This is a genomic window from Granulosicoccus sp. 3-233 (assembly GCF_052681095.1).
This window is the reverse complement of the sequence record NZ_JBQYLE010000012.1, coordinates 149,404-173,205: the sequence shown is the minus strand read 5'-3', so window position 1 is coordinate 173,205 and position 23,802 is coordinate 149,404. Positions and strand designations below refer to the sequence as shown.

Below are 23,802 nucleotides of genomic sequence, written 5' to 3'. Positions count from 1 at the left end.
CATTCCCAGAGAACCCCATGAAGCACCTGTTGAAATCCACCGCCGCAGCCAGCCTTCTGCTCGGCACCATGAGCCTGGCCTCGGCGCAGGCTGACTGCGGCATCGACAAGGGCAGAGTCAGCATACTGTCCGACGATTTCGAAGCTATGCATGTCGTTGCCGACAGAGCCGTGGCATGCGCCAGCGACACCGTACAGATCACCACGAACCAGACCGCAGAGCACAAGAACATCCAGGTCCCGGCACTGAGTGCCGAGCCTGCCACCTATACCGTTGCCATTGTGCCGAACAATTCCCTGCCGCCATTGCTCAATGAGGATCTGGTACGGCCGCTCGATGCGCTCATCGACAAGTTCAGACCCGCATTGCAGGACCATCAGCTGATCCGGATCGATGGCAAGGTCATGGCCATTGCCTTCATGGTCAATACCCAGCATCTGTGGTACCGCAAGGACTTGCTCGAGGCAGCCGGGGTCGAACCACCAGAGAGCTATGAGGAAGTTCTGACAGTGGCTGCAGCTCTGCGTGAACAGGGCATCAAGGAATATCCACTGGCACTGAACCTGAAACCCGGCTGGGATCTGGGCACCGAGTTCCTGAACATGTACCAGGGTTTCGGTGGTGAACTGTTCAAGGACAATTCCGCTGAACCCCGCATTGACAGTGAAGAGGGTGTCAGGACGCTGAACATGCTCAAGGAGCTGTCCGAATACATGAGCCCGGAGTTCGCGACTTTCGATACCAATGAAGTCTCACGTCGCTGGGCCGCCGGAGAACTGGCCATCTACAATGGCTGGAGCTCTCGCCCCGGTGGCATCATCGATCCGGAGGGCAGCTCTGCGCCCGAGGTCATCGCCAACTCGGCCTTCGGCGCTGCACCCACGGTTGCCGGTGGCACCACACCCGCCAGCTATCTCTGGTGGGTGGGCTTCACGATCGCCCGCAACATCTCGGACGAAGACGCTGAAGCATCATTTCAGGCCATGATGCATGCGATTTCACCAGAACTGCTGGAAACTTCCGCAGAGCAAGCCGTCTGGTTGATTGCAGGCTACCAGCCAACGGCCGCCTCCACCGGTGCGTTCCTGACCGTCGAGGCCGGAGCCGAACCGTTTCCCATGCTGCCCTACATGGGCTTGCTGCACACCGCCCTGTCCGAGAACCTGATCGAATTCCTGCAAGGCAAGGAGAGTGCCGAGCAGGCACTGGCCGATGCCACACAGGCCTACCGGGCAGCGGCCACGGAAGCCGGCTACCTGAAATGACCATGCACTTGGCACACTTGCATTACGCTGCCAGCTGACACGACTCGAACAATGAGGCATCGGCAATTCCTGTTGTTCATGCTGCCGACAATGCTCGTCATGCTGCTCTTCATTGCACTGCCACTGATCTCGGTGGCCGTGCAGTCGCTCTTCGTCGAGCATGAGCAGGTCATGAAAGCGGTAGAGAACTGTGGCCCCTTCGGCTGCCGCCTGGAAATGCAAGTCGATGCCGAGGCCATGAAGACGCTGCGGGAAGATCAGCCGCTGGGAAGATTCAATGGCTTGGGCACCTACCTTGATGCCAACCACCTGGCCATTGAGCAGATCGGCACCATCTGGCAGCAGAGCAGCACTCTGTCACAGGCTGTCGGACAGCTGCTCAATCTTCCCTTCTACAAGGCATTGAGCTTCACCCTTGCCTACACGGCCATCGTCACACCGCTGGTCATCGTGTTCGGCTTCATCATTGCCCTGGCCGTCAACCAGTTGCCAGCCTTGCTGCGTGGACCGGTGATCTTCTTTTCCCTGCTGCCCATGATCGTGACGCCACTGATCGGATCTCTGGTCCTGTTCTGGATGATCGATGCAAAGGGGATCATCGGCGCCAATCTGCAACTGCTGTTCGATGATCCGCAACTGTCGTTGAAAGCCTCTCCCGTGCTGACCTGGGTGACACTCTTCGTCTACGGTGTCTGGCACTCGATACCACTGAGCTTCATCATCTTCTTCGCCGGTCTGCAGACCGTGCCGAAGGACATACTGGATTCTGCCCGAGTCGATGGTACCCATGCCCTGCAGCGGGTTCGCTATGTCATCATTCCTCACCTGATGCCGTTGGCGATCTTCGTGGCGCTGGTTCAGTTGATGGACAATTTTCGCGTTTTCGAACCGATTGTCGGTCTGAGTGCCCAGGCCAATGCCACCTCCCTGAGCTATCAGATCTACAGTGATCTGCGCGGCCAGGAAAGCCCCTTGTACGGTTCGGCGTCGGCAACCTCCCTGATGACCATCATCGGCATCATCATCCTGTTGCTTCCCATGCTTCGACGCAGCTGGCGCGACTTCAGACAGCAAGTCTGAGTGATGCCCCTGATGAACAGACCATTCAATTCCCGCTCCATGGCGCTGGGTCTCCTGTCGCTGACAGTGGTCTTGCTGTGGGTACTGGTCGCCGCCTTTCCCTTTGCCTGGACACTGTGGGGCTCGTTCAAGCTGGAAGCGGACTTTCTGTCACCTGCCGACTGGAAAAACGCCCTGCATGGCCCGAACACCATCGATCGTACCGGCAGCGCGTTTTCCGGTTCGGCCTACTACGGCGCCTGGATCGAGAAGGCCTTCTGGAAAGCGACGCTGAATACACTGATCGTCACCGTATCCGTGGTTGTATTGTCCCTGGGTATCGGTCTGCTCGGTGCCTACGCCCTGGCTCGCTCGGGGTTCCGCTACGCTTTCTGGCTGCTGATTGCAGCCCTGGTATTTCGGGCCATGCCACATATCACTCTGGTGTCCGGCTATCTTCTACCTTTCTTCGAATTGAAGATCTGGGGCTACCTGCCAACCAGCATCATTGTCCTCGTGGCCATCAATCAACCGTTCACCCTGTGGATGCTGCACGCGTTCTTTCTGAACATTCCACGCGAGATCGATGAAAGCGCCATGATCGACGGTTGCACCCAGTTCCAGGCGTTTCGACTGACCGTCATCCCGCTGATGTGGCCCGGCATCATCACCACGGGCCTGTTCAGCTTCCTGCTGTCCTACAACGACTTCACGGTGACCTCGATTCTACTGAGCCAGGACAACCAGACCATGATCCCCAGAGTTGCCAGCTTCCTGGGCACGACTCAGTCCGAAGGTGAGGTCATGTATGCTGTGGCAGCGGCCGTGTCCTCCATTGCACCGCTCTGCATCCTGATCCTGCTGTTCCAGCGGCAGATCGTCAGCGGCCTGACCGCGGGTGCCGTCAAGGGTTGAGCCCGGCCAACACGTCTGCAGTGCCGACTGCAGTTCCTTCAACACCCAGGGAAGATCCCGCAAATGAACGACAGACGCGACCCATTCGACGGCCCCGACCTGCACGGTCAGACCTACTCCCGGGCAAACATGAGCCAGACGAACTTCGATGGCGTCAACCTCAGTGAATCACGGTTCTTTGCCGTATTGAGTGATGCCAGCTTCCGCGATACCAATCTGAGCCGCGCCGAGTTCGACGATGTCAATCTGTCCGAGGCCCGGTTTCACGATATCAATCTGCAGAACGCGCGTTTCGACAACATCAATTTCTCGAACGTCAGTATCAGCAATGCCAATCTGCAAGGCATGACCATCAACGGCATTCTGGTTACCGAGCTGCTGGACGCCTTCGCAGCGCAGACAGGAAAAAACTGAAAAACCTGAATTTGGTCTGCACAACACGTGCATTGAACAACGATTTTTCATACTGAATAGTCGTAGAATTTCCTTGTTTGCACATATCACGCGTTTTTCTCAAGATATTTGCATATTGTCCGCAGCATTCCCATACTGCCCTTACAGACAGTCAGACGACTGCGGACACTGGAGACTCTCATGGGCCCCTACCCTCACAATGCACCCAAAGCCACCATCGACGATGTCAATGTCGCAGGCACCGATGGCTTCGAGTTCGTCGAGTTTGCCCATCGCGATCCGGCGGAGCTGGAAGCTCTGTTTGACAGGATGGGATATCTGGAAGTCGCCAGGCACAGGAGCAAGAATATCTCCCTGTATCGTCAGGGGCGTGTCAACTACATTCTCAATCGCGAGAAGGACTCCCATGCTTCCCGCTTCGTGGAGGAACATGGCCCCTGCGCACCCTCCATGGCCTGGCGGGTCGTGGATGCCCAACACGCCCTGAAATGTGCGCTGGACTATGGCGCAGAGGAATACACCGGCGATGACAAGACCCTGGACGTGCCGGCGGTCATCGGTATCGGCGGTTCCCTGCTGTATCTGGTCGAGGAATACGATCAGGGTCGCTCACCTTATGACAAGGAGTTCGAATGGCTGGGCGAACGAGATCCGCAACCCACAGGCGCTGGCTTCTACTATCTGGATCATCTGACGCACAACGTCATGCGTGGCAACATGGATACCTGGTACCAGTTCTATGCCACGGCTTTCAACTTCCGGGAAATCCGTTTCTTCGACATCAAGGGCAAGATGACGGGGCTGACCAGCCGCGCTCTGACATCACCTTGCGGCAAGATCCGTATTCCGATCAATGAAAGTGCCGATGAAAACAGTCAGATCGAGGAGTACCTGAAGGAGTACAAGGGCGAAGGCATTCAACACATCGCCGTGGGTACTGATGATATCTATGCAGCAACCGACCGGATTGCCGACAAGGGCATGGAGTTCATGCCTGGCCCACCACCCATCTACTATGACAAATCATTCGAGAGAGTGGTGGATCACGAAGAACCCATCGAAAAGATGAAGAAACACGGCATCCTGATCGATGGTGAAGGTGTAGTGGACGGCGGATCAACGCGCATTCTGCTGCAGATTTTCTCGAAGACGGTGATTGGTCCGATCTTCTTCGAATTCATTCAGCGCAAGGGTGACGACGGTTTCGGAGAAGGCAATTTCAAGGCCTTGTTCGAGTCGATCGAGGAAGACCAGATTCAGCGGGGTGTACTGAAAGCCTCTGCCTGATCAGGAACGGGCTCACGGACGAGCCTCCTGATCCTCCGGGTCCAACAGGCCCGGCTGGTTCTCCCGTCTGCGGCCTTGACGGCCACTGTGCGCCATTCCCGTGTCATGTTATCTTGCTGGAATTCCAGTCACTCGCCGACACAGGTCATACGATCATCATGCCGCAGCTTGATCCGGACAGACTTTTCCCGCTCGACAATCGCAGCCAGGCAATCGCACGAGAACTCTACCAGCGCATTTCGGACCTGCCCATCATCAGTCCGCATGGTCATACGGACCCGAGATGGTTTGCCGAGAATGCCGCATTCCCCAACGCCGCAGAGTTGTTCGTCATTCCCGACCATTATGTATTCCGCATGCTGGTTTCACAGGGAATCAGCCTCGAGTCGCTGGGTGTCCCTCGGGTTGATGGCGGCGCCGTGGAAACGGATCCCAGAGCCATCTGGCGCGTCTTTGCGGAGAATTATCATCTTTTTCGCGGTACGCCATCTCAGCTGTGGATCGATCACTCCTTCGAACAGGTATTCGGTATTGCCGAGAACCTGAACGCCGCCACGGCAGACAGGATGTATGACACGATCACGGAGAAACTGGCAACCGACGAATTTCGTCCCCGCGCTCTGTTCGAGCGATTCAACATGGAGCTTCTGGCAACGACCGAGAGCGCCCTGGATCCGCTGGAGGCACACAGTGCACTCGCAGCATCGGACTGGCAGGGTCGTGTCATCACGACCTATCGACCCGATGCCGTGACCGACCCCGAGTTCGACGGATTCGTGGAAAATGTCAGGCAGCTTGGCCTGTTGACCGACTGCGACACCAGCACGTATGCCGGTTATCTGGATGCCCATCGTGCACGTCGCCGGTTTTTCAAACAGCACGGCGCTACCGCAACCGATCATGGTCACCCGACGGCGCGCACCGAAGACTTCAGTCAGGACGAGATGACGCGACTGTTCGACAAGGTGTCAAGCGGGCGCTGCAGTGCCGAGGAAGCGGATGCCTTTCGTGGACAGATGCTGACCGAAATGGCCCGCATGAGCCTGGATGACGGGTTGAGCATGCAGATCCATCCCGGATCACTGCGCAATCACAATCACGGCGTCGCGGCACGTTTTGGCCGTGACAAGGGATTCGATATTCCAACACGAACCGACTACGTCAATGCCCTTCAGCCGCTGCTCAATGCAGTGGGTATGGAGCCACAATTGACCATCATCGTTTTCACACTGGACGAAACAGCCTTTTCCCGTGAGCTGGCGCCTCTGGCCGGGGTCTACCCTGCCTTGAAACTGGGACCACCCTGGTGGTTCTTCGACAGCTATGAAGGCATGCGCCGCTTCCGGGAAAGCACGACCGAGACCTGTGGCTTCTACAATACTGCAGGCTTCAACGATGATACTCGTGCCTTCTGCTCCATTCCCGCCCGTCACGATGTCGCTCGACGTGTCGACTGCGCCTATTTGGGGACACTGGTTGCCAGTGGCAGATTGAGTGAAGACGATGCCGGAGAGGTCGCTCAGGCCTTGACCTACGATCTGGCGAAGAGCGCCTACGGCCTGTAGTTGCCAGCAACGACGGCTGGAGTCTTTCAGGCGTTTTTCCAGGCCGAAAAAAAGCCGGACCAAGTCCGGCTTTCTCCTGCTTCAGACCTACATGGCGAGTGAACAGCGTACTTGGGGAACGCTGTCACTCAACCGGTCACGAACGAGCGACGTTGTTCTCGATCTTCGTGTTGGAACTCTCGGTACGCTCCTCGATGAGCTGGTTCAGTGCATCGAAAGCCTGCTGATCATCGACAATACCTTCAATTGCAAGTGTGCCGTCTTCCATCGGATTCACCGAAATACCATAAGATCCGAGCATGGGATGCAGCTGGATATCACTCTGCAGTTCGGTAGCTTCCACCTTGGCCGCATCGGATGCATCAGCCAGAGCTACATTACCGAGAGACATCATGGTCAACATGCCGGCAGCGGTGATGGCAGTCAGTGTATTTGATACTTTCATTGATATATCCTCTTTCGTTGATTGTGGTTGGTAATACAAGGGCGAATTCAGTCTCGGTTGTTCGACTTGCAATCCCGATCTGTCACAGCCCTGAACTTGCAAATGCCGGATGGGCGTGCAATCGCCATCCGTAAAGGATGGTTTCTATCCGTCCATATCCAGTGATTCAGCCCACTTGTCTACCTGAGCCTCAGCCTCTTCCTGAGCGATTCCGTATTTCTCCTTGATCATGCCGACAAACTGATCGCGCTTGCCTGACAGCTGGTCGACTTCGTCGTCAGTCAAGTCACCCCATGTCTCCTGGACATTGCCCTTGAACTGATCCCAGTTACCTTCCACCTGATTCCATACACCGTCATCAGCCAGAACAGGACCGCCAAGCAGTGCCAGACCAACTATTGATGCTCCAATGATGCGCTTCATGAATATGATCTCCATCTTTTAATAATGACTTCGGTAATTGAAAGTGTCTTTGCTGCACCGTGCGCGCGCAAAGCTTTCGCAACGGTTCAACCCAAATCTGTCACTGATATGACCGGGCTTCTACAGCCTCTTTCACTCACTGCTCAGCTGGCGTCTATGTCCTGGGACCGCGCCCGCGAATGAACGAAATGATGGCCAATATCAGAAATACGACAAACAGAATCTGAGCGATGCTGGTAGCGCTTCCGGCGATACCACCAAAACCCAGAACAGCTGCGATAATGGCGATGACAAAAAATGCGATTGCCCAACTAAGCATGACGTTCTCCCTTTTAATCGTTTCTCGCCGTGATTGGCTGTAAACGTTGGAGATAAATCTACAGCAGGCTTGCGGGGACACAGCACGATTGAAAAATGGACAATCCCGCCGACACCTGTCGCCAAACAGGCTTCCCGGAACCGGAAGGAGGCGTTGCCATGCAATCTTTCCGAACTGCAAGGCGCGGGGGGATATGTCCGGCCATGGGAGCAGTTCACACGCTGAAGCGGTCCTCTGCGACAGGGCGGGAGTTGTGCTTATCTCCCCGGGATGACATCGGCATCAGGTTCACACAGACATTCCTGCGGCCACGATGAGCAAGTGCTGACGGGATCCGGCCGCGTACTGGCAACCGTCATTACTGCGGTGTAATCATGCCCGTTCGAGTCGCGGGGCATTCACGCAAGCAAGCGCAGGCATGCAAGCCGACAGCGGCATTTTCACTTCAATCGGCTGAAAAACCAGTCGGGAGAATAGCCAGCGGCAGTAGGCGCGACCCGGGGTATGGCAGAGCATGCTCTGGAGCTGCGCGAGGCATCATCGCTCTGCGGACTCTCGACAGACGGGACATTGTCAGGCGCTACGTGGAAACGCCAATCCAGGTCGACGTTCGACATCGCCCCCTCATATAAACCACGCCTGGGCGCAGCCTCCGGCCGCAGCCTGAAACGCTGGCGATGACAGCACAGCACGCAAACCTGCGACACCAACATAAGAGTGCCGGAGCTGTGGTATTGAAGTGAGCACGGAGACCATCGTCCACCGCCACACTACACCGATACTACAAGACCTCTGTCAATCGAGCGCTTCAGCTGGCCTTGAGCAGCGCCTCGACCGTGACCAGTCGGCCGGTTGCCGCCTTGACGATTTCACCGGGTGTAGTCAGGTCGATACCGGCCTGCTGCAGTCGACGAGCCAGCAACAGATTGTTGGCACTCGGGATGGAACTCTGCTTCGGCTCCGGCATTTCGGATTGAATGATCAGCAGTGCTGCCGTCACAAGATCCGTATAGGTGATTTCACCGTTATGATTGCGATACCAGTCGCGCGCAGTCTGGCAGGCATCGATGAACTCGACCGGAAAGTCCCAGTCGGCGATCAACCAGCTACTGACGATGACTCGCAGCTTGTCGATCACACCAGCCAGTTGCTCTTCATCATTGAAGCGATCGGCATGCTGATTGGCATGCGTCAGTATCAGCAGCTCACCCACGTCAGCCGTCAGAGCCACCATCATGGCCACTTCCGGCTTCAGATGCGGCACCTCTCTGGCCAGCACCTGAACGATGGCCGATGACAATCGTGTGCGCTGGATGTACCTGCGCAGTCGTTTGCCAATCACTTCATTGGCGGGAATCATGGTATTTCGTTGCAGGAGCTCCGACAGATTGCGCTGGGTTTCCTCCACCCCCATACGGGTGATGGCACCGCGAATACTGGAGGTGGCATCCGAACTGGCAGCGTCAATACTGTTGGCAACTCGCACGATATGCACAGCGAGTCCGGGGTCGCTCTGAATGACTTCGGCCAACTCGGGAATACCACCGACCTGCTTGTAGGCAGCCAGAATCCGGGTGGCAGCATCCCTGGAGCTGGCCAGCGTGACGTTACGACTCTTGATGGCCGCCACGATATCGTCAAAGACGACATTGTCGTCCTCTCCGACCTGAACATCCATCACACTGATGGCGTTTTTCTGCTGTTCCTTGAGCAATATGCTCAGTTGCTCGCGGCCGAATCTGACGATTCTCGCCACCGTACTGGTTCGCGCACTCTGGTACGCGCCCTTGTCCTGAAACAGGGGCTGCAGGGCTTCGCTTGTGTTGGCATTGATGACACCCACCTCATCCTTGCCGGAATACAGATTGAGGGAACCATCAACAAGGTACATCAGCCAGCGGTGGGAGTTCTCGGGCTTTATCTGGTCGTTGCGCTGCACATGTACCACGGTGGCAGTCTTGCACAGGGCCTCGCGATTGCTGGCGTTCAGTTCGCTTACTGGCGACACGGCAGCGGCCGCCGCCAATATCACCGACCCGCTCTCATCGGCGCCTGATGTCACTGGGTTCGAATCGCTCTTGAAAACCATAGTACCTGTATCTTCCTGTTGACCGATCGGCGCTTGATACCGTCTCGGCAAAACCACTGATTCTGAGAATGATGGCGGCTAACATCCGGAAAAGTTTACTGATCATCCCTCATGGGATGTGTTCGGGACGCGTAGTCCGGACTGCACCCGGGATCCGTGGTTCGAGACTTGCCGTCCGCAAGGTACGGGCCGAAATGCGTGATACCTGGCATACAGTCCGACGCATGCCGTCCGGGACACGGAGCCCGGAACGACATGCCCACTTCGATGAACCGACTCACGCCCTCAGTTGGTGTTGCTGCAATCCAGGTCCGATCCGTACGGACTGATATGGTTGGCTGGAATCTCGTCATCCTTGGTCACTTCCGAGCTTGGCAACGGGAGTGTCGTTCTGAAGGAATCGTCCGCCTCTGCCCCCAAAGCCTCAGCCCTGGCCGTTATCTCGACATAGGACCACAGGGAATTACTGGCCGGATACAGCATCTCGAAATACCCCGAGCCGTTCTTGTCCGTGGTCAGAGACCCACCGGAAATGGTGGCGTAGTCCTCATCATCGATGGCAGCCAGCGCGGCCGGATCCTGCGGGTCCAGCGAACCGTTGTTGTTGAAGTCCTCGCCGGAGTCCAGCAGACGGTTGCCATTGTCATCTTCACTGTCGCAGTTGACACTGCCACCGAACATGGCCCAATGATGTGCCGACCAGTTCTCGATATCCGGGGCATACTCGAAGCCACCTTCGTTGACCAGAACCATATACCCCTTCGTGTATCGAATCGGGCGGATGGACAGTTTCACGGTGGCATCTTCCAATGGGGTACCACTACCATCGGCAACCTGCACGATGAACGGCAATGCATACTGGGTACCCAGCGGCTTGATGTTGATTTCGTTCGATGTACCAATCGTCACATTCAGAGCACGCTCGACCACCGTCAGATTCAGCTCATCCATCAGTTCCGTTCCCTTGACACGGGCTTCGATCAGGATGTCATCCAGCTCGGTGGCATTGGCACCGGCAGTAAACGCAACACTGGCCACCCCCGAACTGTTGGTCTTGGCCGATGCCGGATTCAGCTGACCGCCCTTCAGGTCCACACTGGTGAAGTCCACGGTCTGATTCTTCACCGGATTGCCATTGTCATCGGTAACCAGCGCCATCAGGGTGCTCGCCTCGTTTGCATGCACCCGTGTGGTTGTTGCGTCTATGGACACATCGCCCGGCACCGTGGCCACGAATTCCACATCGACACTGGTCTTGGGATTGCCGGCCTGTGCACCTTCCACCGTCACCTTGGCAGGGCCGGCGCTGCTCGAGCGAAGCAGAATCGTCGCCTTGCCGGTTGCATCCGTCAACACCGTAGAGTCACCCACGATCTCACCGGCAGTGGTGGAAAAACGCAGCTCGCGCCCCGACACCACCGACCCCTGGCTGCTCCAGAAGACGACGATGCGATTGTTCTGGGACACGGGCAATTCCGCATTACTGGTATTGCTGGCAAAGCGCAGAACATCTTCTGCAACTTCGAAACTGTGCGTGGCGGTGACCGTACTGTTCAGCGCACTGATGCGGATCTTGTCGTCGGAATTGTCCGAACCGACCAGAATGGACACCCGTCCATCAGGGTCCGTGACGACCAGCGACGGTTCGATGCTGTTGCCGACCGATGAGGTTACATCGATCACCTGATTGGATATCGGCTCACCATTACCGGCAATCAGGCTCAGTACCAACTCTGCCTTGTCACCCAGAACCAGTGTGTCCGGCCCGGTCACCTCGAGCGTGCTACCCAGTGCCGTCACCTTGACTTCCGCATCGTTGCTGCCCGAAGCGACGGTAACGATGATGTCCCGGTTCTGAAAATCCTGGGGAAGCTTCAGCGTGGCGCTGGCCTCGCCGTTCTCATCGGTAGTTTCAGAGATGTTCTGCAGTACACCGCCGGTCGAACTGAAGGTTACCGGCGTATCCGCCAGAGCATTGTTGTTCTCATCTGTCACCAGAGCTGTAATGTTGGCTACATCGGTGCCGCCGGTATTGATGCTGTTGACATTGCTCAATACACGCAGACTGAGCTCATCGGCGCTGCCGCCATCGCCATCTCCATCAGTGCCGTTATCGACATCGCCACCGGTATTGAAGTCCGGCTGACCGGTACTGTCAGTGGTGCCGTCTTCATTGCGTTGTCCGCAGGCCGACAGCAAGATACTGGTCGCCAGCAGCAATACACCCAGATTCAACTTGTCCATTTTTTCAGACTCTCTTCTGCGCATGAGCATGACCTACCGGAACCCGCCGAAGTAGTGCTGAAAACCGATGGTCGTCGTGGTGAACGCACCGTCATCGAAATCGAGCACATGCAGATTCAGGGCAGTGGTCTCGTTACCGAACAGATTGATGCCGAAGCCCACCGCCGTACCCGCATCGCTGTCGTTGAAGTCCTCGTCGATATCCAGTCTTGCATGGCCGCCCAGCACATAGACCCCGACTCGGTCCCAGCGGTAGCCCAGACGCAACATGGCTGCCTGATAACTCACCAGGGAGTCGCTGAGGATGCTGCCACTCTGATCAGAGGCGGCTCCCGCTTCAAGTTCGATACCGACAAAGTCGAGTAACTGGATACCGACAGTGGCCGTGATGGTGCCCAGGCTCTTGTCACCACCGTCGGTGACATCGACACTGCCGTCGGCAAACCCTGCGCCAAAATACAGCTTGGTGACATCTGCGTGCGCAGTGCCTGCCAGTAGGCCAAGGCTCAGCACCAATCCGCTGAGTAGTCTTCTCATGAAACAATTCTCCAGTTAACGACTGCTTCATCACATTCCTGCGTGGAAGCGTTTTGAATTTGGCGATCCAGCGGGCAACGCAAGCCCCGCCGAGAAAAAACTTGAGTCAGAACAGAAACGTCCATCAAAAATGTCGGCCACTCCTCGAATTTCCTTAGCGTTTTGTTGTCCTGTACACATTGCCGCATGAATCAGACGAACAAGGTCACGACTCGGTATGATTGACCCCATCCACAAGCAGCGACTGAAAATCGTGCCGTATCCCCGCAAACGTCCGGATCGGACATCCGCAAGAATCAGCCTGGCAGACACGGTGTCGATTCATTGGCGACTGCTCATCCAGTGCCTGCTGGCCATGGCATTGCTTGCCTCATGCAGCAACCGTACCGAGCTGGACGATTCGGTTGCCGAGCTCACCCTGAAGACACTCTCCGGCCAGCCCGTGAAGGTTGGCGACGCCACGGGACCACTGCTGATCAATTTCTGGTCGACCAGCTGTGTCATCTGCGTGAAGGAGATGCCGGACATGGCTCGTCTGTATGGCGACTACGCCGACAAGGGCCTGGAGCTGGTGGCCGTCGCCATGGCCTACGACCCACCCAACCATGTGCTGGAGTTGGCAGAGGCCTGGAATTTCCCGTTTCCGGTAGCGCTGGATATCAATGGAGAGGCCGTCGCCGCCTTCGGCGGCATCAAGGGCACCCCGACCAGTTACCTGCTTGATTCGGAAGGTAGACTGGTCAAGCGTTACGTCGGCGCCATACCGTTCGACGGACTGCGCGAAGAACTCGACGAACTGTTCGGAATCAGCTGATAATGCTCTGGATGAAATCCCTGCACGTGATCTTCATGGTCACCTGGTTTGCCGGACTGTTCTACCTGCCGCGTGTCTTCGTGTATCACGCCATGAGCGACCAGAACAATCTTGCACAAATGGAAACGTTCAAGGTCATGGAGCGAAAGCTGATGGCCATGACGAATATCGGCGGCCTGCTGACCATCGTCTTTGGCAGCCTGCTGTTGATCATCTGGCTGCCCGGGTTGCTGACGCTGGACTGGATGAAGCTGAAACTGCTGCTGGTCAGCGGGCTGATCGTCTACCACGTCTATTGTGCACACCTGGTGAAGGTGTTTCGCGATGATGCCAACACGCGATCGCATGTCTGGTATCGCTGGTTCAATGAAGTGCCTGTCCTGTTTCTGGCAGGCATCGTCATTCTGGTCATCGTACGACCCTTCAACGGATGAACCGTCGGCCGCTGCCGCCTGGCACCTGCATGCCGTGCCGGCGGCGGCGGCTGATCGAGAGCTCTTTCGCCTTGTTCAGCCTTGCACGGGTACCAGCAAGGGCTGCAGTTCAGTCAGTGCCCGCTTGTAGACCTTGCGCTTGAAGAAGATCACCTGCCGCGAAGGCTCCCAGTAATCCACCCAGCGCCAGTGATCAAACTCCGGTTTGGGACTGTTCGCCAGATCGACGGCGGTTTCGCTGCCCATCATCCGCAGCATGTACCAGATCTGTTTCTGACCGATGCACAGCGGCTTCTGGTGCCGTCGCACATACCGTTTGGGCAAACGGTATCTCAGCCACTCTCGTGTACAACCCAATACGTCGACATCACCGGGTGATAACCCTGTCTCCTCTTTCAGCTCGCGGTACATGGCCTCCTCGGGAGATTCGGCAAGGTCGATTCCGCCCTGCGGAAACTGCCATGCGTTCTGACCGACTCGTCTTGCCCAGAAAACCTGTCCTTTGCTGTTGCTCAGAATGATGCCGACATTCGCTCGATAGCCATCGCAATCAATCATGTCGGTGCTCAATGTTTGTTGATACACCCGATTCAACCAAAAAAACTCGCCACTGGCAAACAGACAAGCACCAACCAGACCACAGTGTCACGCCGCAGAGTGGCAATTGGCCGAAACGGAACCGCTCTCACAAGCTCATACGCGCGGATTTCCACGAAGACTGATGCGCCTGGGGAAGCTGGTCGGAACGTTGCTGCCTGACTCAGGTTCTCGGCAGTGTTACACCCTGTTGCCCCTGGTATTTTCCTCCGCGATCGGCATAGGAGGTCTCGCAGACTTCGTCGCTTTCGAAAAACAGCATCTGCGCGATGCCTTCATTGGCGTAGATCTTGGCCGGCAAGGGCGTCGTATTGGAAAATTCCAGTGTCACATGGCCCTCCCACTCGGGCTCCAGTGGTGTCACATTGACGATGATGCCGCAGCGCGCATAGGTGCTCTTGCCCAGACAGACCGTAAGCACGTTTCGCGGAATGCGAAAGTACTCCACCGTACGCGCCAGCGCGAAGGAGTTGGGCGGAATGATGCAGGTGTCGGATTGCACATCGACAAAACTGCCTGAATCGAACGCCTTGGGATCGACAATGGCGTGGTTGATATTGGTGAATATCTTGAATTCATCGGCACAACGCACGTCATAGCCATAGCTCGAAGTGCCATAGGAGACGATGCGTTGATCATTGTGATCCACTCGTACCTGGCCCGATTCGAACGGCTCGATCATGCCGTTGCTTTCGGCCATGCGCCGGATCCACTTGTCGGATTTGATGCTCACGTATTCTGTATCACGATATTGGGGAAAGCGGCCGAGTAGTCCTTGGCCTGACGGGAAAGACGCGCAGCGGCCTTGCGAGCGATCTCTCTGTAGATTTCGGCGGTACGGCCATCGGGATCGGCAACCACCGTCGGTTTGCCACTGTCGGCATTCAGCCGGATACCCATTTCCAGCGGCAGCGACCCGAGCAGCTCGATGCCCGCTTCGGACGCCATACTCTGACCGCCACCGGCACCGAAGATGTGCTCCTCATGGCCACACTGGCTACAGATATGCGTCGACATGTTCTCGACCACGCCGAGAATCGGCACCTCGACCTTCTCGAACATCTTCAGGCCCTTGCGGGCATCCAGCAATGCAATATCTTGCGGAGTCGTGACAATGATGGCCCCACTGACCGGGACTTTCTGTGCCAGCGTCAACTGGGTATCGCCGGTGCCCGGTGGCAGATCGATGATCAGATAGTCCAGGTCCTTCCAGCGGGTATCGTTGAGCAGTTGCTCCAGCGCCTGGGTGACCATGGGTCCGCGCCAGATCATGGGTGTCTCTTCATCGATCAGGAAGCCGATGGACATGGTCTGTACGCCATAGTTCTCCATGGGCTCCAGACTCTTGCCATCCTTCGACTCCGGCTGACCGGACAGGCCCATCATGCGCGGCTGGCTGGGCCCATAGATATCGGCATCCAGCAGACCCACCGTCGCACCCTCGGAAGCCAGTGCCAGCGCCAGATTGACCGACGTCGTGGATTTGCCGACACCACCCTTGCCGGAGGCCACGGCAATGATGTTCTTGACGTTTTCGAGCCGTTTCACACCGTGCTGCACACTGTGGGCAATGATCTTCTGCGTCACGTTGACAGTGACATCGGTGATGCCATCCACCGGCGCCAGCTGCTCGGCCACGCTGGCACGCAGGGTCTCCGCCCAGCGTTGACAGGGATAGGGCATGCACAGGTCAATGCCGACCGACCCCTTGTCGATACGGATATTCTTGACAGCCTTGGCTGCAGTCAGGCTGATTGCCAGATGGGGATCTTCCATTCCGGCAAGCAGGGATTCGATTTTTTCGCGCGAGACTTCAGACATCCGACTGCGACACTCCTGTACGAGTATGAACTGGTTGAACGGGACTGTTAAACTACATGCAACCCGCAACTATACACTTCTGCGCAGCGGGGGAAACCCCCGCATTTCTCACTCAGCCACCACAGTGACACAGACCCGATGAGCCGTCGTATCCTGGTTACCAGCGCCCTTCCCTACGCCAACGGTGCCCTGCACATCGGGCATATGCTCGAATACATCCAGACCGACGTCTGGGTACGCTACCAGCGTCTCATGGGCAATGACTGCCAATGGGTATGGGCCGATGATGCCCACGGCACGCCCATCATGCTCAAGGCGCAGGCCGAAGGCATCGAGCCCGAACAGCTGATTGCACGCGTCAAGACCGAGCACGAACGCGACATTGCCGGCTTTCTGCTGTCGCCGGACAACTTCCATACCACCCATTCGGAAGAAAACCGGGAACTGGCCAATCTGATCTATGAACGCAACCGGGACAACGGCAATATCGTACGTCGCACCATCAAGCAGTTGTACGACCGCGAGCGCGAGATGTTCCTGCCGGATCGCTTCGTCAAGGGTATCTGCCCCAATTGCGGCACACCCGATCAGTACGGCGACAATTGCGAGAACTGCAGTGCCACCTACGATGCCACAGACCTGAAGGAGCCGATTTCGCAGGTCTCCGGTACCACCCCCGAACTGCGAGACTCCGAACAACTGTTCTTCGCTCTGGGCAACTTCAGCGAGATGCTGCGCGAATGGACCGACAGCGGCACCTTGCAGCCCGAGGTGGCCAACAAGCTCAGGGAGTGGCTCGAAGGAGGACTGAAGGACTGGGACATCTCGCGCAATGCCCCGTATTTCGGTTTCGAGATTCCGGATGCCCCCGGCAAGTATTTCTATGTCTGGCTGGATGCCCCGATTGCCTACATTGCCAGCCACAAGAATCTGGCAGCACGGACCGGCGAAGACTGGGAAGCCAGCTGGAAACCCGACAGCGACGTCGAGCTGTATCACTTCATCGGCAAGGACATCATCAATTTCCATGGCCTGTTCTGGCCCGCCATGCTCGAGGGTGCCGGCTTTCGCAAGCCCACCGGCGTGTTCTGTCACGGCTTTCTGACCGTCGACAACCTGAAGATGTCGAAATCCCGGGGCACCTCCATCACCATCGAGACCTGGCTCAAGCACCTGCAACCGGAATACCTGCGCTACTACTTTGCCTCCAAGCTCAGTGGCAGCGTGGTCGATCTGAACATGAATTTCGACGACTTCATCACACGCGTCAACGCCGATCTGGTGGGCAAGGTGGTCAATATCGCGAGTCGCTGCGCCGGCTTCATCAGCAAGCGCTTCGACGGCAAGCTGGCCGCCACCTATCCCGCGGACATGATCGAAGACTACCGGCACTTCACCAGCGCGCAAAGCATCATCATGCAGTACTACGAGCAACGCGAATACGGCAAGGCGATGCGCGAGATCATGCTGCTGGCAGAGCACGCCAATACCTATATCAATGACGCCGAGCCCTGGGTGAAGATCAAGGACCCCGAGCAGGCCGAAGCGGTGCAGCAGATCTGCACGGTCGGACTCAACTACTTCCGCATCATTGCCACCTATCTGAGCCCGGTTCTACCGGAACTGGCGAGCAAGACCGAGCAGTTCCTCAACACGTCGCTGACGCTCGCATCTCTCGAGCAGCCGCTGTGTGATCACGCCATCAATCGATTCCAGCCGATGATGACGCGGGTGGAAGCCAGCCAGATCGAGAAGGTCATGGAGGAAACCAAAGCCAATGCCGATGCGCAGAAACCTGCCGCCAGTGCTGCCGGCAGCAAGGCTGAGGCGTCATTGGAGCCGCTGAAGCCGGAAATCGAGATCGACGACTTCGACAAGGTGGATCTGCGGGTAGCCCTCATCACCGACGCTCAACCGGTTGAAGGGGCTGACAAACTGGTACAGCTGACCCTGGACATCGGCATCGAGACGCGTACGGTCTTCGCCGGCATCAAGGCAGCCTACGACCCGGCGGATCTGATCGGTCGACGCACCGTCATGGTCGCCAACCTGAAGCCTCGCAAGATGCGTTTCGGCCTGTCCAGCGGCATGGTACTGGCCGCAGGACCCGGTGGTTCCGACCTGTTCATTCTGACGCCGGATGACGGAGCCACTGCCGGCATGCGGGTCAAGTAGAGAACATGTCGACATCGTGCAACAGGCCGGCGGCAGGCACTCGCCGCCCGCCACCGCTCTTCCGGTTGTGGATGAGCTGATGCGCGATGTCGCCCTCATCCTGCTGGGCACGGTACTGGTCAACAACTTCGTGCTGGTGCAGTTTCTCGGTCTGTGTCCATTCATGGGTGTGTCACGGCGCGTGGATTCAGCCCTTGGCATGGGCGTGGCCACCACCTTTGTACTCACCCTGTCCGCGGCTCTCAGCCACCTGGTGAATCGCTGGCTGCTGATTCCCTTCGACCTGGAATACCTGCGCACCCTGAGTTTCATCGTGGTGATTGCGGTCGTGGTGCAGTTCACGGAAATCGTCATACGACGTCAGAGTCCCTTGCTGCACCGCGTACTGGGCATCTACCTGCCATTGATCACCACCAACTGCGCGGTACTGGGTGTGGCACTGCTCAGCGCCAGACAACAGCATGATCTGCGGGATGCGGTGCTCTATGGTTTTGGCGCTGCCGTTGGCTTCACGCTGGTGCTGCTGCTGTTTTCCGTGCTGCGCGAACGCATCGAACTGGCCGATGTGCCCGCGCCCTTCCGTGGCAGCGCCGTGGCCCTGATGACCGCCGGCATCATGTCACTGGCCTTCATGGGCTTCAGCGGTCTCGGGTGAACACGATGTCGACATCGCTGGCAATGATCGTGTTCATCCTCGTCCTGGCCCTGCTGGGTGCCGTGCTGGGCTGGCTGTCGGCCTCCAGTGGCTCTCTGACGCTGCGTCGCCCTGCCAGCCGACAGACTGACAGGGCCAGCGGAAAGGCGTTCAATACGACGGACACGGCCACAGGCAATCCGACCGAGCAGGCACAAACGGCGGACACTTCCGAGGAACAGAGCCTGCTGCCTGCCGATCAGTTGATCGAACGGGTCAATGCCTGTCTGCCACAGACGCAATGTGCCCAGTGTGGCCATCCGGGCTGCCGTCCCTATGCCAGTGCCATCATCAACGAAGAGGCGCCGATCAACCAATGCCCTCCCGGCGGTGAGGCACTCATTCACGAACTCGCCGATCTGCTCGGCAAGGAGTTCATGCCACTGGACGCCGAGCGTGGCGAGACCAAACCACCACAAGTCGCCCTGATCGACGAACCGCTGTGCATCGGTTGCACACTGTGCATTGCTGCCTGCCCGGTTGATGCCATCGTTGGCGCCTCCAGACTCATGCACACCGTCATCATCGATCAGTGCACCGGCTGCGAACTCTGCCTGCCACCCTGTCCGGTCGATTGCATCAGTCTGGTTCCGGCCGATGATTCCCTGTCCCACTGGCGCTGGCCCAAACCGGCATGAAGTGGCCGTTCCTGCAAGCAATCACCGGCGCCTCTCGTGCGCAGCTGCACGGTGGACTGCGTCTGCCAAGAGACAAGCCGGGTCTGCCGCTTGCCGGTGACATCCGCACATTGGCATTGCCACCCCGACTGATCCTGCCACTTCTGGATTATCGCCGTGACGCGCTGCCGCCGCTGGTACAGGTCGGTCAGGAAGTCGAGGTCGGACAGCACCTGGCGGCCGGAGTGATAGCCACGGCCAGTGGACGAATCCTGTCGATCGAACCACGACCCGTCATCCACCCATCGGGCAAGCTTGCCCCCTGTGTGATTCTCGAACCGGATGAACATCAGGATAACGACGCTGCCTGCTACGAGGCGCTGCCAGCGATTACCGCCGATCGACTGGATCAATGCGGTGTGACTGGACTGGGCGGCGCCGCCTTCGCCACTGCCGACAAACTGACTGCGGTCGCCCGATCCGGCAGCCCGCTACAGACCCTGCTGATCAATGCGGTGGAATGTGAACCGCAGATTGCCTGCGATGAAGCACTGATGATGTGCGACGCAAGCGCCATCATCAAGGCCATAGATGTGCTGAAACGGACAACGCAATGCCGGCGCTGTGTGCTGGCCGTGGAAAACGACAAGACCGCTGCCATTAGCGCCATTCATCAGGCCTTGCAGGCGCACCCGGTCGAGCTTGAGTTGATGTTGCTGGAGCCCGTCTATCCTGCAGGAGCCGAACGATCCCTGATCAGGCGCATCACGGGCCGCTCTCTGGCACCTGATCAACGACCTGCCAGCCTCGGTATTCTCAGCATCAACGTTGCCACGGCACTGGCCGCCTACCGTGCCAGTCAGGGCTTTCCCCTGCATTCGCGAATCGTGACGGTATCCGGCGAGGGCTTGCCCGAGCCTGTCAATGTTCGGGTTCGTTTCGGCACCCCGGTGGAAGACGTTCTGCGTCAATGCCACTACTCGGCCTCTGCAGGCAGTCATCGGGTACGCGCCAATGGCCCCCTGAGCGGATTCGATCTGCATTCACTACAGGCCCCGATCACGGCCAGTACCAACAATCTCGGTATACACCGCATCGAACCGGCACCGACGAGCCTGCCCTGCATCCGATGCGGGGCCTGTGAGGATGTCTGCCCCGAGCAACTCCTGCCTCAACAACTGTATTGGTATGCACAGGCTGATGACCTGTCGGGCAGTCGGCGCTTCGGGCTGGACAGTTGCATTACCTGCGGCTGCTGCGACCTGGTCTGCCCTTCTGCCATTCCGTTGACGCAGGCCTTTCGCCACGCTAGGGATGCACAGCGTGAACAGGCACGTCAGGAACGCATGGCAGCCTTGTCGCAACAACGGCATCAGGCTCGCGAACAGAGACTGCAGGAACGAGCCGCCGCGCGCGAGGAAAGACGCCGACTGGCCAAGGCACAGTCGAGCTCCGGCAGCGATCCGATCGCCGATGCGCTGGCCAGAGCCCGTCAGCGGCGCAAACCACGACTTTCACAGGCTGGCCGTACATCAGCGCCTGCCGCTGATGAGTCAAACCGGGATTCACCGCCCGCCTCGGCGACTGAGGCGTCGGTCAAACGACCGGATGATGGTCGCCCATGAGCACGCTCGCACCCGACACGAAAGCCATTGCCTTGCAGCAGCGTCGCGTCCACCACATCATGCTGAACGTCATGCTGGCGCTGCTTCCCGGTACCCTGCTGCAAGCATGGTTGATCGATGATCGCGTACTGCAGACAGTGCCGATTGCCATGGCCGCTGCACTGTTGTTCGAAGCCGCGGCATTGCGACTGCGCGGCAAGGCCTTGCGTCCATCGCTCGCCGACGGCAGCATCCTTCTGGCCGCCTGGCTCCTGGCACTGTGTCTGCCGCCGTCTCTGCCCGTGTGGCAGCTGGTTGTCGGGATCTTTGTCATGGTCATGCTGGGCAAGCATCTATATGGCGGACTGGGGCACAACCCATTCAATCCGGCCATGGTGGCCTACGCCGTGCTGATCATTTCCTTCCCGGTCACGATGAGCGACTGGCAGGCAAGGCAGCACACGGAGGTACCGGCCTCACAAACTTCTTCCTGGGACGGCATCAGCGGCGCCACGCCTCTGGATCAGCTTCGGCAGATTCGCGTGAAGCTGGCCAATTCCAGCCTGACAGCCTTGTCCGACAGCCCGTCCGTGCCCGCCGCGAATGCCGACCCGGAAGACACCCCTGCGAATACAGGGGCAATTTCCACGGTAGAACGCAATACTGACACTCAAGGCAGCTTGCCATCCTATCAGGATAGAGCGCAGGACCTGATCATGAATTCCAATTGGATGTGGGTGAATCTCGCCTGGCTGGCCGGAGGCATCTATCTGTTGTTGATGCGTGTCATCAGCTGGCATGTGCCGCTGGCAGTACTGTCCGGCATCGCCCTGATGTATCTTGGGCTTGCCGCAGGTCAGTCCTCCCACGCCCTCCCTCTGATTCCCGCTCTGCTTTCCGGTGCGATCATGCTGGGGGCCTTCTTCATTGCCACCGATCCGGTGACGGCGGCAGCCAGTCGTCGAGGCAAACTGGTCTACGGTGCCGGAGTTGGCATTTTGACCGTGGTGATCCGTGAATTCAGCAGCTACCCGGAAGGCCTGGCCTTTGCCGTCCTGCTGATGAATACCGGCGTCCCTCTGATCGACTATCTGATTACCGGGCCTGCGGGCCGCTCGCGATCGTCTGCGCCATGAGAATACCAGCCAGAACCGGCCTGACTCTGGCCTGCTGCGCAGCGCTGGCAATCATCTCGCTGAGCCTCGTCCATCAAATGACTCGTGAACGTCTGGAGGCAGCGCGCCAGCAATGGTTACTGCAGGGACTCTCGGCGGTGTTACCCGAAGGGCCCTACGATGAGGATCCGCTGAGCAGCCGCAGGATGATCACGGCTCCCGAACTGGGCAGTACGCAAGCGCTGCCTCTGTACACGGTGTATCGTGACAGGCAACCTCTGGCCGCCGTGCTCAGCGTGATTGCGCCGGATGGCTACAATGGTGATATCCGCTTGCTGTTGGGAGTCCGACCCGATGGGCAGATCATCGGTGCACGTGTGACCGAGCACCGAGAGACACCTGGCCTCGGAGATGATATCGAGATCATCCGCTCGGACTGGATCACGCAGTTTGCCGGGCGTTCGCTACAGCACGATACCGCCTCCGCCTGGGCGGTGACACGCTTCGGCGGACACTTTGATTCGCTGACCGGCGCAACCATCACCCCGCAAGCCGTCATCACTGCCATCCACCGAGCCTTGCAGTGGTACCAACAACATCGCGACGAGGTTTTTTCGTCATGAACACCGATACGCTCAAGCCGCCAGCCTCGATGCCAGTCACACCACTGTGGAGAGAGGGCCTGTGGTCCGGCAACCCCGCTCTGGTGAAACTGCTGGGACTCTGTCCCTTGCTGGCGGTCAGCAACAATGTCGTCAATGGAATCGGACTGGGCCTTGCCACCCTGCTGACACTGCTTGTCGCCAACGCCTCTGTGTCACTGATGCGCCCCTGGGTACTACCCGCCATCCGTATCCCGATCTATGTACTGATCATTGCCAGCACGGTCACCATCATCGAGCTGCTGATGCAAGCCTGGCTACCTGCACTACACGCATCTCTGGGAATCTTCCTGCCCTTGATCGTCACCAACTGCCTGATCATCGGCCGCTCGGAAGCCTATGCCTCGCGCAACGACCTGCGCAGTTCGACGCATGACGCACTGGCCATGGGCAGCGGGTTTCTCTGGGTGCTGGTGCTGCTGGGCGGTCTGCGTGAATTGTTCGGACAAGGCACATTGCTTGATCAGGCACAGCTTCTGTTCGGCGAACCGGCGACACAACTATCCCTGCAGATCTTTGCCGCCGACAAGGGCATGCTGATCGCACTGCTTCCACCCGGTGCATTCTTCGCACTGGGACTGTTACTTGCTGGCAAGAATCTGATCGACTCGCAGTTGGCACAGCGGCAGCGGTCCGACAGACTCACGACAAGCGGTGACCCCGAACCCACCGACACACTCACCTCTCACTAGAATCGCCAGACTAAC

The 23,802-nt window shown here is 58.0% G+C and carries 25 protein-coding genes; 15 read left to right on the top strand and 10 right to left on the bottom strand.

Annotated elements, in window-relative coordinates; genetic code table 11:
- The first annotated feature begins 17 nt into the window (after positions 1-17).
- The 6 genes from ACUNV4_RS25360 (at position 18) to uxaC (ending at position 6,505) form a co-directional block, all read left to right on the top strand.
- Positions 18-1,265: an ABC transporter substrate-binding protein gene (locus ACUNV4_RS25360; RefSeq protein ID WP_430881447.1), complete on the top strand. Its 1,248-nt coding sequence runs from the start codon at positions 18-20 to the stop codon at positions 1,263-1,265.
- Positions 1,266-1,316: 51 nt separating this feature from the next.
- Positions 1,317-2,345 (top strand): carbohydrate ABC transporter permease, encoded by a 1,029-nt coding sequence (locus ACUNV4_RS25355; RefSeq protein WP_430881446.1) that lies wholly within the window; start codon positions 1,317-1,319, stop codon positions 2,343-2,345.
- 12 nt (positions 2,346-2,357) lie between these two features.
- Positions 2,358-3,239 carry a carbohydrate ABC transporter permease gene (locus ACUNV4_RS25350; RefSeq protein WP_430881445.1) on the top strand — a complete coding sequence of 294 codons (882 nt, stop codon included), beginning with the start codon at positions 2,358-2,360 and terminating at the stop codon, positions 3,237-3,239.
- 63 nt (positions 3,240-3,302) lie between these two features.
- Complete coding sequence (locus ACUNV4_RS25345; RefSeq protein ID WP_430881444.1) at positions 3,303-3,653, top strand: pentapeptide repeat-containing protein; 351 nt, start codon at positions 3,303-3,305, stop codon at positions 3,651-3,653.
- A gap of 180 nt (positions 3,654-3,833) precedes the next feature.
- Positions 3,834-4,940 carry a 4-hydroxyphenylpyruvate dioxygenase gene (gene hppD, locus ACUNV4_RS25340; protein WP_430881443.1) on the top strand — a complete coding sequence of 369 codons (1,107 nt, stop codon included), beginning with the start codon at positions 3,834-3,836 and terminating at the stop codon, positions 4,938-4,940.
- Positions 4,941-5,098: 158 nt separating this feature from the next.
- Entirely contained in the window at positions 5,099-6,505 is a 1,407-nt protein-coding gene (gene uxaC, locus ACUNV4_RS25335; RefSeq protein WP_430881442.1) for a glucuronate isomerase, read from the top strand.
- A 136-nt stretch (positions 6,506-6,641) separates the two neighbouring features.
- Here the strand turns inward: uxaC and ACUNV4_RS25330 are convergent, their stop codons facing one another.
- The 7 genes from ACUNV4_RS25330 to ACUNV4_RS25300 all read right to left on the bottom strand — a co-directional run bounded on the left by ACUNV4_RS25330 (position 6,642) and on the right by ACUNV4_RS25300 (position 12,562).
- Positions 6,642-6,950, bottom strand: a complete 309-nt coding sequence (locus ACUNV4_RS25330; RefSeq protein ID WP_430881441.1) for a hypothetical protein — start codon at positions 6,948-6,950, stop codon at positions 6,642-6,644.
- Between the two features lie 144 nt (positions 6,951-7,094).
- Positions 7,095-7,373, bottom strand: coding sequence for a CsbD family protein (locus ACUNV4_RS25325; protein WP_430881440.1), 279 nt, complete (start codon positions 7,371-7,373; stop codon positions 7,095-7,097).
- 154 nt (positions 7,374-7,527) lie between these two features.
- Positions 7,528-7,692 (bottom strand): DUF1328 domain-containing protein, encoded by a 165-nt coding sequence (locus tag ACUNV4_RS25320; RefSeq protein WP_430881439.1) that lies wholly within the window; start codon positions 7,690-7,692, stop codon positions 7,528-7,530.
- A gap of 440 nt (positions 7,693-8,132) precedes the next feature.
- Positions 8,133-8,309 (bottom strand): hypothetical protein, encoded by a 177-nt coding sequence (locus ACUNV4_RS25315; RefSeq protein ID WP_430881438.1) that lies wholly within the window; start codon positions 8,307-8,309, stop codon positions 8,133-8,135.
- Positions 8,310-8,500: 191 nt separating this feature from the next.
- On the bottom strand, positions 8,501-9,754 hold the full coding sequence (locus ACUNV4_RS25310) for an HDOD domain-containing protein (RefSeq protein WP_430881437.1): 1,254 nt from the start codon (positions 9,752-9,754) through the stop codon (positions 8,501-8,503).
- A gap of 312 nt (positions 9,755-10,066) precedes the next feature.
- A complete protein-coding gene (locus ACUNV4_RS25305; protein ID WP_430881436.1) occupies positions 10,067-12,025 on the bottom strand; it encodes an Ig-like domain-containing protein in 1,959 nt (652 codons plus the stop codon).
- A 33-nt stretch (positions 12,026-12,058) separates the two neighbouring features.
- Entirely contained in the window at positions 12,059-12,562 is a 504-nt protein-coding gene (locus ACUNV4_RS25300; RefSeq protein WP_430881435.1) for an outer membrane beta-barrel protein, read from the bottom strand.
- Between the two features lie 217 nt (positions 12,563-12,779).
- Here ACUNV4_RS25300 and ACUNV4_RS25295 point away from each other — a divergent pair, with 217 nt between their 5' ends.
- Entirely contained in the window at positions 12,780-13,376 is a 597-nt protein-coding gene (locus tag ACUNV4_RS25295) for a TlpA disulfide reductase family protein (protein WP_430881434.1), read from the top strand.
- Between the two features lie 11 nt (positions 13,377-13,387).
- Positions 13,388-13,810, top strand: a complete 423-nt coding sequence (locus ACUNV4_RS25290) for a CopD family protein (RefSeq protein WP_430881433.1) — start codon at positions 13,388-13,390, stop codon at positions 13,808-13,810.
- Between the two features lie 75 nt (positions 13,811-13,885).
- On the opposite strand, the gene ACUNV4_RS25285 is transcribed toward ACUNV4_RS25290, so the two are convergent.
- The 3 genes from ACUNV4_RS25285 to apbC all read right to left on the bottom strand — a co-directional run bounded on the left by ACUNV4_RS25285 (position 13,886) and on the right by apbC (position 16,228).
- Positions 13,886-14,368: an RNA pyrophosphohydrolase gene (locus ACUNV4_RS25285; RefSeq protein ID WP_430881432.1), complete on the bottom strand. Its 483-nt coding sequence runs from the start codon at positions 14,366-14,368 to the stop codon at positions 13,886-13,888.
- Between the two features lie 202 nt (positions 14,369-14,570).
- Positions 14,571-15,140 carry a dCTP deaminase gene (gene dcd, locus ACUNV4_RS25280; RefSeq protein ID WP_430881431.1) on the bottom strand — a complete coding sequence of 190 codons (570 nt, stop codon included), beginning with the start codon at positions 15,138-15,140 and terminating at the stop codon, positions 14,571-14,573.
- A complete protein-coding gene (gene apbC, locus ACUNV4_RS25275) occupies positions 15,137-16,228 on the bottom strand; it encodes an iron-sulfur cluster carrier protein ApbC (protein WP_430881430.1) in 1,092 nt (363 codons plus the stop codon). Before apbC ends, dcd begins: the two co-directional genes overlap by 4 nt.
- A gap of 138 nt (positions 16,229-16,366) precedes the next feature.
- On the opposite strand from apbC, the gene metG reads away from it, so the two are divergent.
- From metG to ACUNV4_RS25240, 7 genes are all read left to right on the top strand, one after another.
- Entirely contained in the window at positions 16,367-18,403 is a 2,037-nt protein-coding gene (metG, locus tag ACUNV4_RS25270; RefSeq protein WP_430881429.1) for a methionine--tRNA ligase, read from the top strand.
- A 79-nt stretch (positions 18,404-18,482) separates the two neighbouring features.
- The gene (gene rsxA / locus ACUNV4_RS25265; RefSeq protein ID WP_430881428.1) at positions 18,483-19,058 is read left to right on the top strand and encodes an electron transport complex subunit RsxA; all 576 of its coding nucleotides are present in this window, start codon (positions 18,483-18,485) and stop codon (positions 19,056-19,058) included.
- A gap of 5 nt (positions 19,059-19,063) precedes the next feature.
- The gene (gene rsxB, locus ACUNV4_RS25260) at positions 19,064-19,735 is read left to right on the top strand and encodes an electron transport complex subunit RsxB (protein WP_430881427.1); all 672 of its coding nucleotides are present in this window, start codon (positions 19,064-19,066) and stop codon (positions 19,733-19,735) included.
- Entirely contained in the window at positions 19,732-21,339 is a 1,608-nt protein-coding gene (gene rsxC, locus ACUNV4_RS25255) for an electron transport complex subunit RsxC (protein ID WP_430881426.1), read from the top strand. Before rsxB ends, rsxC begins: the two co-directional genes overlap by 4 nt.
- Positions 21,336-22,454, top strand: a complete 1,119-nt coding sequence (locus ACUNV4_RS25250; protein ID WP_430881425.1) for an RnfABCDGE type electron transport complex subunit D — start codon at positions 21,336-21,338, stop codon at positions 22,452-22,454. The genes rsxC and ACUNV4_RS25250 overlap by 4 nt, the downstream gene beginning before the upstream one ends.
- Entirely contained in the window at positions 22,451-23,056 is a 606-nt protein-coding gene (rsxG, locus tag ACUNV4_RS25245) for an electron transport complex subunit RsxG (RefSeq protein ID WP_430881424.1), read from the top strand. The genes ACUNV4_RS25250 and rsxG overlap by 4 nt, the downstream gene beginning before the upstream one ends.
- Complete coding sequence (locus ACUNV4_RS25240) at positions 23,053-23,787, top strand: electron transport complex subunit E (protein WP_430881423.1); 735 nt, start codon at positions 23,053-23,055, stop codon at positions 23,785-23,787. The genes rsxG and ACUNV4_RS25240 overlap by 4 nt, the downstream gene beginning before the upstream one ends.
- Positions 23,788-23,802: the final 15 nt, after the last annotated feature.

What these genes read in the sequence shown, in the direction of transcription:
- ACUNV4_RS25360 (WP_430881447.1), top strand. Translation starts at nt 18, where the DNA reads ATGAAGCACCTGTTGAAATCCACCGCCGCAGCCAGCCTTCTGCTCGGC.
- ACUNV4_RS25355 (WP_430881446.1), top strand. Translation starts at nt 1,317, where the DNA reads ATGAGGCATCGGCAATTCCTGTTGTTCATGCTGCCGACAATGCTCGTC.
- ACUNV4_RS25350 (WP_430881445.1), top strand. Translation starts at nt 2,358, where the DNA reads ATGAACAGACCATTCAATTCCCGCTCCATGGCGCTGGGTCTCCTGTCG.
- ACUNV4_RS25345 (WP_430881444.1), top strand. Translation starts at nt 3,303, where the DNA reads ATGAACGACAGACGCGACCCATTCGACGGCCCCGACCTGCACGGTCAG.
- hppD (WP_430881443.1), top strand. Translation starts at nt 3,834, where the DNA reads ATGGGCCCCTACCCTCACAATGCACCCAAAGCCACCATCGACGATGTC.
- uxaC (WP_430881442.1), top strand. Translation starts at nt 5,099, where the DNA reads ATGCCGCAGCTTGATCCGGACAGACTTTTCCCGCTCGACAATCGCAGC.
- ACUNV4_RS25330 (WP_430881441.1), bottom strand. Translation starts at nt 6,950, where the DNA reads ATGAAAGTATCAAATACACTGACTGCCATCACCGCTGCCGGCATGTTG.
- ACUNV4_RS25325 (WP_430881440.1), bottom strand. Translation starts at nt 7,373, where the DNA reads ATGAAGCGCATCATTGGAGCATCAATAGTTGGTCTGGCACTGCTTGGC.
- ACUNV4_RS25320 (WP_430881439.1), bottom strand. Translation starts at nt 7,692, where the DNA reads ATGCTTAGTTGGGCAATCGCATTTTTTGTCATCGCCATTATCGCAGCT.
- ACUNV4_RS25315 (WP_430881438.1), bottom strand. Translation starts at nt 8,309, where the DNA reads ATGTCGAACGTCGACCTGGATTGGCGTTTCCACGTAGCGCCTGACAAT.
- ACUNV4_RS25305 (WP_430881436.1), bottom strand. Translation starts at nt 12,025, where the DNA reads ATGGACAAGTTGAATCTGGGTGTATTGCTGCTGGCGACCAGTATCTTG.
- ACUNV4_RS25300 (WP_430881435.1), bottom strand. Translation starts at nt 12,562, where the DNA reads ATGAGAAGACTACTCAGCGGATTGGTGCTGAGCCTTGGCCTACTGGCA.
- ACUNV4_RS25295 (WP_430881434.1), top strand. Translation starts at nt 12,780, where the DNA reads ATGATTGACCCCATCCACAAGCAGCGACTGAAAATCGTGCCGTATCCC.
- ACUNV4_RS25290 (WP_430881433.1), top strand. Translation starts at nt 13,388, where the DNA reads ATGAAATCCCTGCACGTGATCTTCATGGTCACCTGGTTTGCCGGACTG.
- ACUNV4_RS25285 (WP_430881432.1), bottom strand. Translation starts at nt 14,368, where the DNA reads ATGATTGATTGCGATGGCTATCGAGCGAATGTCGGCATCATTCTGAGC.
- apbC (WP_430881430.1), bottom strand. Translation starts at nt 16,228, where the DNA reads ATGTCTGAAGTCTCGCGCGAAAAAATCGAATCCCTGCTTGCCGGAATG.
- metG (WP_430881429.1), top strand. Translation starts at nt 16,367, where the DNA reads ATGAGCCGTCGTATCCTGGTTACCAGCGCCCTTCCCTACGCCAACGGT.
- rsxA (WP_430881428.1), top strand. Translation starts at nt 18,483, where the DNA reads ATGCGCGATGTCGCCCTCATCCTGCTGGGCACGGTACTGGTCAACAAC.
- rsxB (WP_430881427.1), top strand. Translation starts at nt 19,064, where the DNA reads ATGTCGACATCGCTGGCAATGATCGTGTTCATCCTCGTCCTGGCCCTG.
- rsxC (WP_430881426.1), top strand. Translation starts at nt 19,732, where the DNA reads ATGAAGTGGCCGTTCCTGCAAGCAATCACCGGCGCCTCTCGTGCGCAG.
- ACUNV4_RS25250 (WP_430881425.1), top strand. Translation starts at nt 21,336, where the DNA reads ATGAGCACGCTCGCACCCGACACGAAAGCCATTGCCTTGCAGCAGCGT.
- rsxG (WP_430881424.1), top strand. Translation starts at nt 22,451, where the DNA reads ATGAGAATACCAGCCAGAACCGGCCTGACTCTGGCCTGCTGCGCAGCG.
- ACUNV4_RS25240 (WP_430881423.1), top strand. Translation starts at nt 23,053, where the DNA reads ATGAACACCGATACGCTCAAGCCGCCAGCCTCGATGCCAGTCACACCA.